Here is a 13,749-nt window from a genome sequence, read left to right as displayed (position 1 = left end):
GCAAGCTGCGCTGGGGCCAGCCAGGCCCCAGTGCAGCGCGGATCAGCGCCGGACCAGCAGCACGCCGCTTTCCATATGGTGCGTGTACGGGAATTGATCGAACAGCGCGCAGCGTTCGATACGGTGGGTATCTTGCAGCTGAGCGATGTTCTGCGCCAGCGTTTCCGGGTTGCACGAGATGTACAGGATCCGCTCGAAACGCCGGGTCAACTCGCAGGTATCCGGGTCCATACCCGCACGCGGCGGGTCGACGAACACCGTACCGAAGTCATAGGCTTTCAGGTCAATGCCTTCCAGCCGGCGGAACGGCCGCACCTCGTTCAGCGCCTGGGTCAGCTCTTCAGCCGACAAGCGCACCAGCCGCACGTTATCCACAGCGTTTTCGTCGAGGTTGCTCAACGCGGCATTGACCGACGTCTTGCTGATCTCGGTGGCCAGCACCTGGCGCACGCGGGTGGCCAGTGGCAGGGTGAAATTGCCGTTGCCGCAATACAGCTCCAGCAGGTCGTCCTCACGCTCGCCCATTGCCTCGAACGCCCAGCTCAGCATCTTCTGGTTCACGGCACCGTTAGGCTGGGTGAACGCGCCTTCTGGCTGGCGGTAGCTGAACACACGGCCAGCCACGTCGAGTTTTTCCACCGCGTAGTCGCGGCCGATCACCAGGCGCTTGCCTTTGGAGCGGCCAATCACGCTCACGCCCAGCGCCTCGGACAGCTGCCGTGCAGCCACTTCCCAGGCCTCATCCAGCGGGCGGTGGTAGCACAGGGTAATCATGGCGTCGCCAGCCAGGGTAGTAAGGAACTCCACTTGGAACAGGCGGTTGCCCAGTGCTTCGCTGGCCTGCCAGGCGGCCTTCAGGCGCGGCATTAGTTCGTTGATGCGCAGGCTGGCAATCGGGAAGTCGTCGATCAGGATCGCCTTGTGCTTCTCGCCCGGGGCGAACATGGCGTAGTGGCGCTGGCCATCCTCGCGCCACAGGCGAAACTCGGCGCGCAGGCGATAGTGCTCGCGTGGCGAGTCGAAAACAGCCGGCTCTGGTGCGCCGAACGGTGCCAGCAGCTCGCGCAGCCGGGCGACCTTGGCGTCCAGCTGGGTGGCGTAGGAGGAGGGGTCGAAAGCAGCACTCATGCGTTGAACCAGCCCAGCTTGATGACGAACAGGATGGAAAGGATCACCAGCGCTGGGTTCAGGTCGCGATAGCGGCCGGAAATCAGCTTGACTGCAGTCCAGGCGATGAAGCCGAAGGCAATACCGTTGGCAATCGAGTAGGTCAGCGGCATGGCCAGGGCCGTCACCACCACCGGTGCGGCTTCGGTAACGTCGTCCCAGTTTATCTCCGCCAGGCCCGAGGCCATCAGCACCGCGACGAACAACAGCGCCGGGGCCGTGGCGAAGGCCGGCACGCTGCCGGCCAACGGTGCGAAGAACAGCGCCAACAGGAACAGTACGGCGACCACGATGGCCGTCAGGCCTGTACGGCCACCGGCGCTGACGCCGGCAGCGGATTCGATGTAGCTGGTGGTGGTCGAGGTGCCCAGCAGCGAACCGGCCATGGCCGCGGTGCTGTCAGCGATCAGTGCACGGCCCATTTTCGGCATGTGGCCGTCCTTGCCCATCAGCCCGGCGCGCTTGGCCACGCCGATCAGGGTGCCGGAGTTGTCGAACAGATCGACGAACAGGAAGGCGAAGATCACGCTTACCAGGCCCACATCCAGCGCGCCGGCGATATCCAGCTGCAGGAAGGTCGGGGCCAGCGATGGCGGCATGGAGACGATGCCGCCGAACGGCGTCACGCCCATCACGATCGCCGCGACGGTCACCGCCAGGATGCCGATCAGTACGGCGCCGCGCACTTTCAGTGCTTCCAGGCCGACAATCAGGAAGAAGCCCAGCGTGGCGAGAATCGGGGCCGGCTGCTTGAGGTCACCCAAGCCCACCAGGGTTGCCGGGTTATCGACGACGATGCCGGCATTATGCAGGGCGATAAGCGCCAGGAACAGGCCGATGCCGGCGGCAATCGCCGAGCGCAGCGGCAGCGGAATGCTGTTCACGATCCACTCACGGATACGGAAGATCGACAGCAGGAAGAACATCACCGCCGACAGGAACACCGCACCCAGCGCCACTTGCCAGGTGTGGCCCATGTGCAGCACCACGGTATAGGTGAAGAACGCGTTCAGGCCCATGCCCGGGGCCAGGGCGATCGGGTAGTTGGCGATCAGGCCCATGGTGGTGGAGCCGATGGCGGCTGCCAGGCAGGTGGCGACAAAGATCGCCCCCTTGTCCATGCCGGTCTCGCCGAGGATGCTCGGGTTGACGAACAGGATGTAGGCCATGGCCAGGAAGGTGGTGACGCCCGCAAGAATCTCGGTGCGCACGTTGGTGTTGTGTGCTTTTAGTTGAAACAGCCTTTCCAGCATTCCCGCTCCCAAGGCGCCCGGCGCCACGAATGTATCGACCCCAACAGCAAAGCACAGACCGTACCGCTTGCCGTGGTTTTGTGTGGGGCGGAAAAAAGCCGCGCATCATACCAGCATGCTCGGCGGTGGCCTATGGCCGTTGGGGAATGGGTTCGCTGTAGCCTGTATTGGCCCTGTGGCCGGCAACCCATCAACCGCTGTGCAACCGATCCCGCTTGGCCAGTGTAGGGAACAGTTTTATCCATACCCCGGTCACCAGCAACGTGCCCACCCCACCCATCACCACTGCCGGCACTGTGCCAAACCAGTGCGCGGTCACCCCCGACTCGAACTCGCCGAGCTGATTTGAGGCACCTATGAACAGCCCGTTCACCGCGCTCACCCGCCCGCGCATCTCATCGGGGGTTTCCAGTTGCACGAACGAACTGCGGATGACCATGCTGATCATGTCTGCCGCGCCCAGTACCACCAGCACCGCCAGCGAAAACCAGAACGAGGTGGACAGGCCGAAGGCAATGGTAGCCACGCCAAAAATACCCACTGCGGTGAACATGGTCCGCCCGACATTGCGCTCGAATGGAAAACGCGCGAGCCACAGCGACATCAGCAACGCCCCCACCGCTGGCGCCGAGCGCAACAGGCCCAGGCCCAGTGGGCCTGTGAGCAGGATGTCCTTGGCGAACACCGGCAGCAGCGCCGTGGCACCGCCCAGCAGCACAGCGAACAGGTCCAGCGAAATGGCCCCAAGAATGTCCGGGCGGCTACGAATGAAGCGGATCCCTGCCAGCAGCGACTCGATGCTCGCACGCCCACGCTGGGTAACCTGGCCGCGTGCCTGCAGGCTCAGGGTCAGGATGCAGGCGATGGCGTACAGGGCCACCGTGGGGCCATACACCCAGATGCTGCCAAAGGCGTACAGAAAGCCGCCCACCGCCGGGGCGACGATGGTCGCCGACTGGGTGGCCGAGGCTGAAGCGGCCACCGCCCGTGGGAACAGCCCTGGCGGTACCACGTTGGGTAGCAGCGCCTGGGTGGCTGGCATTTCGAATGAGCGCGTGGCGCCCAGCAGGAAGGCCAGGGCAAAGATCAGTTCCCGGGTAACGTTGTCGGTGGCGCTGCCCACGGCCAATGCCAGGGCAATCAGCCCCTGCAAGCTCTGGCACAGCGCTGCGACCTTGCGCCTGTCATAGCGGTCGGCGACATGCCCGGTGTGCAGCATGAACAGTACCCTGGGGGCGAACTCGACCAGACCTACCAGGCCCAGGTCCAGGACATTGCCGGTCAATTGGTAGAGGTGCCAGCCAATGGCCACGGTGAGCATCTGAAAGCCACTGGCGGTAAACACCCGGGCCAGCCAGAAGGCTAGAAACGGGCGGTGCTGGCGCAACAACTGCGGTGCGGAATCGGACATCGGAACCCTGGGGCCTCGGCGCAGTGGAGGGGCGCGCAGCGTATCATCTGTTTGTAACAAACAGTTACTGTTTGCCCGGCTCGGCACTTTTTCGCGCGCCATGAAAGCGGGTGGGGCAACCGGTCACGCGGCAATCCACCGCACGGCCCAACCGTGCATTCAGGACTATGCTTCCAATCAGTCGTTGATCTGGATCAATCGTTCCAGAACTAACGAATGGGCCCAGTGGGCCGGAATCCCTGCGATCGAACAGAACAATTCCAACGCGCCGTACTCGACCCAGTGGGGGCAGTGGGCGACGGTGCCACGAGCCCGTACGCCGGATTATCTGAAGAGGAAGCACCATGTTCGGAATAGAAGCCCTCGAGCTCGCCCGAATGCAGTTCGCCTTTACCGTGTCGTTCCACATCCTGTTCCCGGCCATCACCATTGGCCTGGCCAGCTACCTGGCGGTGCTCGAAGGCCTGTGGTTGCGCACCCACAATCAGGTTTACCGCGACCTCTACCATTTCTGGTCGAAGATCTTCGCGGTGAACTTCGGCATGGGGGTGGTCTCGGGGTTGGTCATGGCTTACCAGTTCGGTACCAACTGGAGCCGCTTCTCCGACTTCGCCGGCGCGGTAACCGGCCCACTGCTCACCTACGAGGTGCTCACCGCCTTCTTCCTCGAAGCCGGTTTCCTCGGGGTCATGCTGTTCGGCTGGAATCGTGTCGGCCGAGGGCTGCACTTCTTCTCCACGCTGATGGTGGCACTGGGTACGCTGGTGTCCACCTTCTGGATCCTGGCCTCCAACAGCTGGATGCAAACCCCGCAAGGCCACGAAATCATCGATGGCCGGGTAGTGCCGGTAGACTGGCTGGCCGTGGTGTTCAACCCCTCGTTCCCGTACCGCCTGATGCACATGGCCACGGCTGCGTTCGTGTCTACCGCGTTCTTCGTCGGCGCCTCGGCGGCCTGGCACCTGCTGCGCGGGCGGGACAACCCTGCGGTGCGCAAGATGCTGTCGATGGCCATGTGGATGGCACTGATCGTCGCCCCGATCCAGGCGGTGATCGGCGACTTCCACGGCCTCAATACGCTCAAGCACCAACCGGTGAAGATCGCCGCGATCGAAGGCCACTGGGAGAACGTGCCCGGTGAGCCGACGCCGCTGATCCTTTTCGGCATTCCTGACATGCAGGCCGAAACCACCCGCTTCAAGCTTGAGATCCCGGCGCTTGGCAGCCTGATCCTGACCCACAGCCTGGACAAGCAGGTGCCGGCGATGAAGGACTTCCCGCCCGAAGACCGGCCCAACTCGACCATCGTGTTCTGGTCGTTCCGCATCATGGTCGGCCTGGGTCTGCTGATGATCTTCGTTGGCTTGTGGAGCCTCTGGCTACGCAAGCGCGGCACGCTGTACACCTCGCGGCCGTTCCTGCACATGGCATTGTGGATGGGGCCCTCCGGCCTGGTAGCGCTGCTGGCCGGCTGGTTCACCACTGAAATTGGCCGCCAGCCCTGGGTGGTGTACGGCCTGTTGCGCACCGCAGACGGGGTGTCCAACCACAGCTATGCGCAGCTTGGCTTTACCCTGGTGGCGTTCGTGGTGGTGTATTTCGCCCTGTTCGGCACCGGCCTTGGCTACATGCTGCGCCTGGTGCGCAAGGGCCCGCAGACCGGTGAGGGTGATGAAATCAACCCGGGTGGCCCCGGCACCAAACGCACCCCGGCGCGGCCGCTGTCCGCCGCCGATGATGGCCACGAGGCCAACACCGCCAGCCTGAACAAGGGGAACTGAGCCATGGGTATCGACCTTCCGCTGATCTGGGCGGTGATCATCATCTTCGGCGTGATGATGTACGTAGTGATGGATGGTTTCGACCTGGGCATCGGCATGCTCTTCCCGTTCGTGAAGGGCGAGCATGACCGTGATGTGATGATGAACACCGTCGCCCCGGTGTGGGACGGCAACGAAACCTGGCTGGTGCTCGGGGGGGCCGGGCTGTTCGGGGCCTTCCCGATGGCCTACTCGGTGGTGCTAGAAGCGTTGTACTTGCCGTTGATCCTGATGCTCATCGGCTTGATCTTCCGGGGGGTGGCCTTTGAATTCCGCTTCAAGGCCACCGCCCGCAAGCGGCACATCTGGGACAAGGCATTCATCTGGGGTTCGCTGATCGCCACCTTCTTCCAGGGTGTGGCCCTGGGCGCGTTCCTGGAAGGGTTCAAAGTGGTCGACCGGCATTTTGCCGGGGCCACCCTCGACTGGTTGACCCCATTCAGCCTGTTCTGCGGGGCGGGGCTGATCGTGGCCTACACGCTGCTGGGTTGCACCTGGTTGATCATGAAGACCGAAGGACCGCTGCAGCAGAAAATGCACGAAATCGCCCGGCCCTTGGCGCTGGTGCTCCTGGTGGTGATCGGAATCGTCAGCCTGTGGACGCCGATTGCCTACCCGCAGATCGCCGACCGCTGGTTCAGCATGCCTAACCTGCTGTGGTTCATGCCCGTGCCGTTGCTGGTGCTGGTGACGTTCTATGGCTTGCTCAAGGCCGTGGCCCGCAACGCGCACTACACGCCGTTCCTGCTCACGCTGGTGCTGATATTCCTTGGCTATAGCGGCTTGGGCATCAGCCTGTGGCCGAACATCATCCCGCCGTCGATCTCGATCTGGGATGCCGCAGCGCCAGCACAAAGTCAGGGCTTCATGCTGGTTGGCACACTGTTCATCCTGCCGTTCATCCTTGGGTATACCTTCTGGAGCTACTACGTGTTCCGCGGCAAGGTGACCCATGAAGACGGCTATCACTAGGAGGCGCGCATGATGGCTGGCAAGCATGGCCTGGAAGAGAAGAAACCGCTGTGGCAGCGGCTGGGTTGGCTGGTGCTGATCTGGGCGTTGAGCGTGGCCGCACTGGGTGTGGCGGCCTGGGTGATGCGCATGTTCATGGGGGCTGCTGGCCTGACCACCCATTAAGGTCAGCCTGCGTTGGCCCTATCGCCGGCAAGCCAGCTCCCACAGGGTCGCATATGCCTCGAGCCTTGTGCAGTACCTGTGGGAGCTGGCTTGCCGGCGATAGGGCCGGTACAGGCTTACTTGCGCGCTTTGAGGATTACAAACTTGGGCGTAGCCGCTACCTGCTCCACCCCACGGAATAACCGCGCCAGCTTGCTGTGATAGCCCAGGTGGCGGTTGCCCACGATGTACAGGGCCCCGCCCACCACCAACGCTTCGCGAGCCTGCTGGAACATGCGCCAGGCAAGAAAATCGCCAACCACCTGTTGCTGGTGGAACGGCGGGTTGCACAGCACCACATCCAGCGACTGTTTCTCGACCCCGGCCAAGCCGTCGGCCGCTTCGAAGGTGGCCGGGCGTTCGCCCAAGGCGGCGCGCCAGTTCTCCCGTGCCGATTGCACCGCCATGTACGACTCGTCGACCAAGGTGTACTCGGCATCCGGGTTGGCCAGGGCACTGGCAATGGCCAGCACCCCGTTGCCACAGCCCAGGTCTGCTACCCGCGCCTGGCCGAGGTCGCGTGGCAGGTGCGGCAGGAACGCCCGGGTGCCGATATCCAGGCCTTCACGGCAGAACACGTTGGCATGGTTGAGCAATTCCAGCGCCGGCGTGTCCAGGTGGTAACGGCTAGGGTAGGGCGAGCGGGCCAGGGGCCGCTCTGCCAGCGTCGCGGTGAGCAGGCGGGCCTTCTTTTGCGCCAGCGAAGCCTGCACCGTGCCGATGTACTTCTCCAACAGGTCACCGGCCGCGCGTGGCAAGTGCTTGACCATTGCCCCGGCAATCACCTGCGCAGTGGGGGCCAGCTGCCCCTGCAGGCGGATCAGTTGCTCTTCGAGCAGGGCCAGGGTTTTAGGCACGCGCAGCAGCACCCGGTCGAACGGGCCCTGCCAGTGCTCGCTGGCAGGCACGAACGGCACGCTGTCGAACGGCAGGCCATTGCGCGCCAAGTTCTTTTCCAGGGCCATGTGCGCCAGGTGGGAGTCGCCGCTGCTGGTCACCTGCACCTTGCCAGCCAGGCTGGCGGCCAGGGCGCCGAAGCTGTCGTTGAGCACCAGCACCCGGCAGTTGGCGTCAGGTGCCTGCGCGTGCAACTGCGCGAGCAGGTATTCGTCGGCGGCATCGAAAGCCTGCAAAGGGTCGTTGGCCTGTTCGGGCTGGCGGATCAGGTCGAGTTCGGCGTAAGGGGTGGTCAACAGGGGCATGGCGTCTGGCTCGGGTATGAAACTGCCCGTTGCGGTTCGCCCCGGGCTTTGCCGGGCGATTCTACAGGGCTTTGCCCCCGGTCGCAGATTTGAAGGTCAGATCCAGCCGCGCAGCGCGGCAATGGCAATGGCGCCAGCCTTGTTGGCGGCGTTGGTCTTGGTGATCACGCTGCGAATATGAAAATTCACCGTGCTTTGCGACAACGACAGAATGCAGGCAACGTCGGCAGCGGTCTTGCCAGCGGCGGACCATTTCAGCACTTCCAGCTCACGCGCGCTCATCTTCGGTTGTGGCGGGCACAACGCGTTCAGGTGGTGTTCGCCGAGCACGGCATGCAGCGTGTGGCACAGCCACTGCACACTGCCTGCCTTGTCGTAGAGTTCGTTGATGTCGATGCTGCCCGCCGGGCGGGCTACGCTGATCTGGCTCTCGTTGTGTTGCAGGTCGTGCAGCGACTGCGTCCAGCCGTGACGCAGGCCGTGCTCGCAGGCCGCTTCGCGAAAGTGTGGGGCCTCACGATAGAGGTCGTCAGTCCACAGCACCGGCATGGTCGACTGGTGGCTGAGGTGGGCGGCGCAGTCCTGCTTGTAGAAGTCGTCGTGCTGATAACGTCTGATCCATTCATCGGGATAATTGCTGTACAGGTAGATCCTGGGCGTCTGCGTCGCGATCTGAATGCGGATTTTCAGTCCCAGGTACTGCATCGCCAGGTCCTGCGCCAGATGCACTGCGATGTTGAACAGCTTCTTTGGGCTGCGCTCGCTGACGAACGCGTCAAGATGTTCAGGTTTCCAGTGAAGCATCTGAAAAACTCCTGGGGCGGCCTAGGATCCAATCCGTTTGAGAATCAGGACTAGTGTAGGAAAAGACCTACTGTCGTGTTGGGTTTTTTTGCTATAGCCAATAGCATTCTCTGCGACTTTCAGACCGTCATCTGGCGTGAGGCCCTACAAAGCGGTGGTTTTTATCCCGAGCACTTTAGGCGACACTGTGCATACGCCAACCCTGGAGCCCGATATGACCGCTAGCGCCGACAAGTTCACCCGCCAGACCCTGCTCGATGTTCAGCCGCTGACGCCGAACCTCTTCAGCCTGCGGGTTACGCGCGATGCCGGGTTCAGATTCCGTTCCGGCCAGTTCGCCCGCCTGGGCGTGACCAAGGCCGATGGCAGCGTGGTATGGCGCGCCTATTCCATGGTCAGTGCGCCCCATGACGAGCACCTGGATTTCTTCTCCATCGTGGTGCCGGGCGGTGAGTTCACCAGTGAGCTGAGCCGCCTGGGGGCAGGCGATACCTTGCTGATAGACCGCCAGGCGTTTGGCTTCCTCACCCTCGACCGGTTCGTCGGCGGCCGCGACCTGTGGCTGCTGGCTACTGGTACCGGCATTGCGCCGTTCATGTCGATCCTGCAGGACTTCGAGGCCTGGGAGCGGTTCGACAGCATCAAGCTGGTGTATTCGGTGCGCGAGGCCAGGGAGCTGGCTTATGTGGATGAAATTGCCGGCCTGGAACAGCGCGATTATCTGGCCGAATTCGCCGGCAAGTTGCAGTTCATTCCGGTGGTCACCCGCGAGCAGCACCCAGGTGCGCTGAACCAGCGCATTACCACGCTGATCGAGAACGGTGAGTTGGAGCGGGCGGCGGGGCTGGCACTGTCCCCCGAGCATTCGCGGGTGATGCTGTGCGGCAACCCGCAGATGATCGACGAAACACGCAAGGTGCTCAAGGCGCGCGACCTGCAACTGAGCCTGAGCAAGCGGCCTGGCCAGGTGGCGGTTGAGAATTACTGGTAAGGCGCTGGGCCTGGGCACCGGCGCTGCCGGTGATGTGCCCCCATCAGCGGATCGACACGGCCCGTTGCAGGAGCGGGTTCACCCGCGAAGAGGCCCGGCCCGTGACCAAGATTTTCTGGCCATTCACCATTGCAGCCGCCACCGCATTCGCGGGTAAAACCGCTCCTACATCCAACTTGGACTGCCCGGCAAACTCAAGGCAGGCGGTTCTGGTTCTGCGTCTTGAGCAAATCGCGAATCTCGGTCAGCAGGGTTTCCTGGGGGGTAGGCACTGGCGGGGCAGTCGGTGCCACGGCCTCTTCACGCTTGAGCCGGTTGATGGCCTTCACGCCCATGAAAATGGCGAAGGCCACGATCAGGAAGTCGATCACGGTCTGGATGAACTTGCCATAGGCCAGCACCACCGCCGGTACATCACCTTGAGCGGCTTTCAGGGTAATGGCCAGATCGCTGAAATCCACACCACCAATCAACAGGCCCAGCGGAGGCATGATCACGTCGCCGACGAAGGACGAGACGATCTTGCCGAAGGCTGCGCCGATGATGATACCAACCGCCATGTCGACGACGTTGCCTTTGACCGCGAAGGCCTTGAACTCATTGAGCATGCCCATGTTTAGATCCTTGTAACAAAAGGTGAGGTAAACGCAGTGTAAGCCACTTGAACGCTTCATGCGTTGTGTTCAGGGCAACTGACTGCGGTTAGAACGAATAGTTTTGTCGCATCCCGAAGCGCTCGAGGCACGTGCGGCTCGGCTATCATGGCGATTTTTCCAGGAGACCCCAACCCATGGCCAAGGCCAAGCGCATGTATGGCTGCACCGAGTGCGGCGCGACCTTCCCCAAATGGGCCGGCCAGTGTGGTGAATGCGGGGCCTGGAACACCCTGGTCGAAACCATGATCGAAAGCGGCGGTGCCGCTGCGCCCAGCAGTGGCCGCGCCGGTTGGACCGGGCAGCAGGCACAGATCAAGACCCTGGCAGAAGTCAGCGTCGAGGAGATCCCCCGTTTCACCACCAGCAGCACCGAGCTCGACCGTGTGTTGGGTGGCGGCCTGGTAGATGGCTCGGTGGTGCTGATCGGTGGCGACCCCGGCATCGGCAAGTCGACCATTCTGTTGCAGACCCTGTGCAATATCGCCGTGGGCATGCCGGCACTGTATGTCACTGGCGAGGAGTCGCAGCAACAGGTGGCCATGCGCTCGCGCCGCCTGGGCCTGCCCCAGGACAAGCTCAAGGTCATGACCGAAACCTGCATCGAGACGATCATTGCCACAGCACGTGTCGAAAAGCCGCGGGTAATGGTGATCGACTCCATCCAGACCATCTTCACCGAGCAGTTGCAGTCAGCCCCTGGTGGTGTTGCCCAGGTGCGTGAAAGCACGGCGTTGCTGGTGCGTTATGCCAAGCAAAGCGGCACGGCCATCTTCCTGGTCGGCCACGTCACCAAGGAGGGCTCGCTGGCCGGCCCGCGGGTGCTGGAGCACATGGTCGATACCGTGTTGTATTTCGAGGGCGAGTCCGACGGCCGCCTGCGCTTGCTGCGGGCGGTGAAGAACCGCTTTGGCGCCGTCAACGAGCTGGGCGTGTTCGGCATGACCGACCGTGGCTTGAAGGAGGTATCCAACCCGTCGGCGATCTTCCTCAACCGTACCCAGGAAGAAGTGCCGGGCAGCGTGGTGATGGCCACCTGGGAAGGCACCCGGCCCATGCTGGTCGAGGTGCAGGCGCTGGTCGACGACAGCCACCTGGCCAACCCGCGCCGGGTCACCCTGGGCCTGGACCAGAACCGCCTGGCCATGCTGCTGGCGGTACTGCACCGCCACGGCGGCATACCCACCCACGACCAGGACGTGTTCCTCAATGTGGTGGGCGGGGTCAAGGTGCTGGAAACCGCTTCGGACCTGGCGCTGCTGGCGGCGGTGATGTCCAGCCTGCGCAATCGGCCACTGGCCCACGGCCTGCTGGTGTTCGGCGAGATCGGCTTGTCGGGCGAGGTACGCCCGGTGCCAAGCGGGCAGGAGCGCTTGAAGGAAGCGGCCAAGCACGGCTTCAAGCGGGCGATCGTGCCCAAGGGCAATGCACCGAAGGAGCCGCCAGCGGGGCTGCAGGTCATTGCCGTGACCCGGCTGGAGCAGGCCCTGGATGCATTGTTCGAATAATTTGTAGCCTGTTCTGGCCCTATCGCCGGCAAGCCAGCTCCCACAGGTTCTGCCCATCTTGTGGCAAGCAGCTGCGAGCCCTGATGCGAGCCCTGTGGGAGCTGGCTTGCCGGCGATAGGGTCAGCCCAGGCAAACGAAAAAGGGGGCCGATGATGCGCATCGGCCCCCCACCTCACCGCTCAGGCAACCCTCAATGCTCGGCCACCGCCGCAGGGCGTCTGACCGTTTCGTTGCCATGCTCGTCCAGCTCCAGCATCGGTACCTCGTTACCCTCGGCATCGAACAACTTGCCATCCTTGAAGTAGTCGCCATCGCGCAGTGCAGAAATGTCCGAATACTGGATGGTGCGCTCGTAGGCCGCAGCGAACACCGACTGGTTTTCCGAGTTGCCGGTGGTGAAGTGGTTGAAGATCAGGTTCAGCAGGATGGCCATGATCGCCGCCGAGCTGATGCCCGAGTGGAAAATGGTCTCGAACCAGTTCGGGAATTGGTGGTAGAAGGTCGGCGCGGCGATCGGGATCATGCCGAAGCCCAGCGAGGCCGCGACGATGATCAGGTTCACGTTGTTCTTGTAGCTGACCTTGGACAAAGTGCGGATACCACTGGCTGCCACGGTGCCGAACAGCACGATCCCTGCACCGCCCAGTACCGGGGTAGGGACAGCGGCAATGACCCGGCCCATGATCGGCAGCAGGCCGAGGACCACCAGGATCAGGCCACCGGTAGCCACCACATAACGGCTCTTGACGCCGGTAACGGCCACCAGGCCGACGTTCTGGGCGAATGCGCTTTGCGTGAACGAGCCGAAGATCGGCGCCAGAATGCTCGACGCCATGTCGGCACGCAGGCCGTTGCCCAGGCGCTTGGAGTCGACCTTGGTGTCGATGATCTCACCCACGGCAAGGATGTCGGCCGAGGTTTCCACCAGGGTCACCATGATGACGATGCACATCGACAGGATGGCGGCGATGTGAAACTCGGGCATGCCGAAATGGAACGGCGTGGGGAAGGCGAACATCGGGCCTTCGGTGACCTTGCTGAAGTCGGCCATGCCCAGCGCCCAGGCGATCAATGTGCCGACCACCATGGCCAGCAGGATCGACAGCCGCGAAATGCTCGCGCTACCCAGTTTGCTCAGCAGCAGCACAATGGCAAAGGTCAGCGCCGCCAGGCCGATATTGGCCACGCTGCCGAACTCGGGCGAAGCGCTGTTGCCGCCCATTACCCAGCGCGCGGCGACCGGCATCAGGGTCAGGCCGATGGTGGTGATGACGATACCGGTCACCAGGGGCGGGAAGAACTTGGTAATGCGTGAGAACACCGGGGTAATCAGAAAGCCGATCAGCGATGCCGCCATGACCGCGCCGAGCACCCCCGGCAAGCCACCGCCACCTTCGCTGCTGAGAATGGCGCCCATGGTCGCCACGCCCGCGAACGACACGCCCTGCACCAGCGGTAGCTGGCAGCCGAAAAACGGCAGACCCAATGTCTGCAGCAGGGTGGCCAGGCCACCGGCAAACAGCGAGGCGGCGATCAGCATGCCGATTTCGCCACCGTTCAGGCCAGCGGCCTGCCCCAGGATCAGGGGCACCGCGACGATCCCCCCGTACATGGTCAACACGTGTTGCAGACCATAGGCCAGGTTAGCGCCCAGCCCGAGGTTTTCGTCCTCGGGGCGTTGAGCGGGAGACGTGCTAGGGGACGTAGTCATGGAGCAGGCTCTCTGTTTATTGTTGTGGCGCTACTGTAGACACTTCCCATGA

Annotated in this window: 12 protein-coding genes; 5 read left to right on the top strand and 7 right to left on the bottom strand. The window is 63.1% G+C overall.

Going from position 1 to position 13,749, the window contains the following annotated elements; all coding sequences use genetic code 11:
• Positions 1-42: 42 nt before the first annotated feature.
• The 3 genes from trmA to GEV39_RS20715 all read right to left on the bottom strand — a co-directional run bounded on the left by trmA (position 43) and on the right by GEV39_RS20715 (position 3,831).
• Positions 43-1,128: a tRNA (uridine(54)-C5)-methyltransferase TrmA gene (gene trmA, locus GEV39_RS20725; RefSeq protein ID WP_054912341.1), complete on the bottom strand. Its 1,086-nt coding sequence runs from the start codon at positions 1,126-1,128 to the stop codon at positions 43-45.
• A complete protein-coding gene (locus GEV39_RS20720; protein ID WP_009682260.1) occupies positions 1,125-2,420 on the bottom strand; it encodes an NCS2 family permease in 1,296 nt (431 codons plus the stop codon). Before GEV39_RS20720 ends, trmA begins: the two co-directional genes overlap by 4 nt.
• 190 nt (positions 2,421-2,610) lie before the next feature.
• Complete coding sequence (locus GEV39_RS20715; RefSeq protein ID WP_054912342.1) at positions 2,611-3,831, bottom strand: MFS transporter; 1,221 nt, start codon at positions 3,829-3,831, stop codon at positions 2,611-2,613.
• Positions 3,832-4,175: 344 nt separating this feature from the next.
• Here GEV39_RS20715 and GEV39_RS20710 point away from each other — a divergent pair, with 344 nt between their 5' ends.
• Genes GEV39_RS20710 through GEV39_RS20700 form a run of 3 tightly spaced genes read left to right on the top strand, consistent with a single transcriptional unit; the run spans position 4,176 to position 6,788 of the window.
• Positions 4,176-5,612, top strand: coding sequence for a cytochrome ubiquinol oxidase subunit I (locus GEV39_RS20710; RefSeq protein WP_173891060.1), 1,437 nt, complete (start codon positions 4,176-4,178; stop codon positions 5,610-5,612).
• Positions 5,613-5,615: 3 nt separating this feature from the next.
• The gene (gene cydB, locus GEV39_RS20705; RefSeq protein WP_173891059.1) at positions 5,616-6,623 is read left to right on the top strand and encodes a cytochrome d ubiquinol oxidase subunit II; all 1,008 of its coding nucleotides are present in this window, start codon (positions 5,616-5,618) and stop codon (positions 6,621-6,623) included.
• Between the two features lie 9 nt (positions 6,624-6,632).
• Positions 6,633-6,788, top strand: coding sequence for a DUF2474 domain-containing protein (locus tag GEV39_RS20700; RefSeq protein ID WP_173891058.1), 156 nt, complete (start codon positions 6,633-6,635; stop codon positions 6,786-6,788).
• Positions 6,789-6,904: 116 nt separating this feature from the next.
• Here the strand turns inward: GEV39_RS20700 and GEV39_RS20695 are convergent, their stop codons facing one another.
• Positions 6,905-8,029, bottom strand: a complete 1,125-nt coding sequence (locus tag GEV39_RS20695; protein WP_173891057.1) for a methyltransferase — start codon at positions 8,027-8,029, stop codon at positions 6,905-6,907.
• Positions 8,030-8,125: 96 nt separating this feature from the next.
• Positions 8,126-8,833, bottom strand: a complete 708-nt coding sequence (locus GEV39_RS20690; RefSeq protein ID WP_173891056.1) for an autoinducer binding domain-containing protein — start codon at positions 8,831-8,833, stop codon at positions 8,126-8,128.
• Positions 8,834-9,047: 214 nt separating this feature from the next.
• On the opposite strand from GEV39_RS20690, the gene GEV39_RS20685 reads away from it, so the two are divergent.
• Positions 9,048-9,824 (top strand): ferredoxin--NADP reductase, encoded by a 777-nt coding sequence (locus GEV39_RS20685; RefSeq protein ID WP_173891055.1) that lies wholly within the window; start codon positions 9,048-9,050, stop codon positions 9,822-9,824.
• Positions 9,825-10,018: 194 nt separating this feature from the next.
• On the opposite strand, the gene mscL is transcribed toward GEV39_RS20685, so the two are convergent.
• Positions 10,019-10,438 (bottom strand): large-conductance mechanosensitive channel protein MscL, encoded by a 420-nt coding sequence (gene mscL / locus GEV39_RS20680; RefSeq protein ID WP_029888025.1) that lies wholly within the window; start codon positions 10,436-10,438, stop codon positions 10,019-10,021.
• 176 nt (positions 10,439-10,614) lie between these two features.
• On the opposite strand from mscL, the gene radA reads away from it, so the two are divergent.
• On the top strand, positions 10,615-11,985 hold the full coding sequence (gene radA, locus GEV39_RS20675) for a DNA repair protein RadA (protein ID WP_009681282.1): 1,371 nt from the start codon (positions 10,615-10,617) through the stop codon (positions 11,983-11,985).
• Between the two features lie 191 nt (positions 11,986-12,176).
• Here radA and GEV39_RS20670 read toward each other — a convergent pair whose 3' ends face one another.
• Positions 12,177-13,697 carry a nucleobase:cation symporter-2 family protein gene (locus GEV39_RS20670; RefSeq protein ID WP_029886890.1) on the bottom strand — a complete coding sequence of 507 codons (1,521 nt, stop codon included), beginning with the start codon at positions 13,695-13,697 and terminating at the stop codon, positions 12,177-12,179.
• Between the last annotated feature and the right edge of the window lie 52 nt (positions 13,698-13,749).

This window comes from Pseudomonas sp. NY5710, from assembly GCF_013305665.1.
Classification (GTDB): Bacteria; Pseudomonadota; Gammaproteobacteria; order Pseudomonadales; family Pseudomonadaceae; genus Aquipseudomonas; species Aquipseudomonas juntendi.
This window is presented reverse-complemented; position numbering and strand designations above follow the sequence as displayed.

Excerpts from the sequence above, each read along its gene's own strand:
- trmA (WP_054912341.1), bottom strand. The coding sequence starts at position 1,128 with ATGAGTGCTGCTTTCGACCCCTCCTCCTACGCCACCCAGCTGGACGCC.
- GEV39_RS20720 (WP_009682260.1), bottom strand. The coding sequence starts at position 2,420 with ATGCTGGAAAGGCTGTTTCAACTAAAAGCACACAACACCAACGTGCGC.
- GEV39_RS20715 (WP_054912342.1), bottom strand. The coding sequence starts at position 3,831 with ATGTCCGATTCCGCACCGCAGTTGTTGCGCCAGCACCGCCCGTTTCTA.
- GEV39_RS20710 (WP_173891060.1), top strand. The coding sequence starts at position 4,176 with ATGTTCGGAATAGAAGCCCTCGAGCTCGCCCGAATGCAGTTCGCCTTT.
- cydB (WP_173891059.1), top strand. The coding sequence starts at position 5,616 with ATGGGTATCGACCTTCCGCTGATCTGGGCGGTGATCATCATCTTCGGC.
- GEV39_RS20700 (WP_173891058.1), top strand. The coding sequence starts at position 6,633 with ATGATGGCTGGCAAGCATGGCCTGGAAGAGAAGAAACCGCTGTGGCAG.
- GEV39_RS20695 (WP_173891057.1), bottom strand. The coding sequence starts at position 8,029 with ATGCCCCTGTTGACCACCCCTTACGCCGAACTCGACCTGATCCGCCAG.
- GEV39_RS20690 (WP_173891056.1), bottom strand. The coding sequence starts at position 8,833 with ATGCTTCACTGGAAACCTGAACATCTTGACGCGTTCGTCAGCGAGCGC.
- GEV39_RS20685 (WP_173891055.1), top strand. The coding sequence starts at position 9,048 with ATGACCGCTAGCGCCGACAAGTTCACCCGCCAGACCCTGCTCGATGTT.
- mscL (WP_029888025.1), bottom strand. The coding sequence starts at position 10,438 with ATGGGCATGCTCAATGAGTTCAAGGCCTTCGCGGTCAAAGGCAACGTC.
- radA (WP_009681282.1), top strand. The coding sequence starts at position 10,615 with ATGGCCAAGGCCAAGCGCATGTATGGCTGCACCGAGTGCGGCGCGACC.
- GEV39_RS20670 (WP_029886890.1), bottom strand. The coding sequence starts at position 13,697 with ATGACTACGTCCCCTAGCACGTCTCCCGCTCAACGCCCCGAGGACGAA.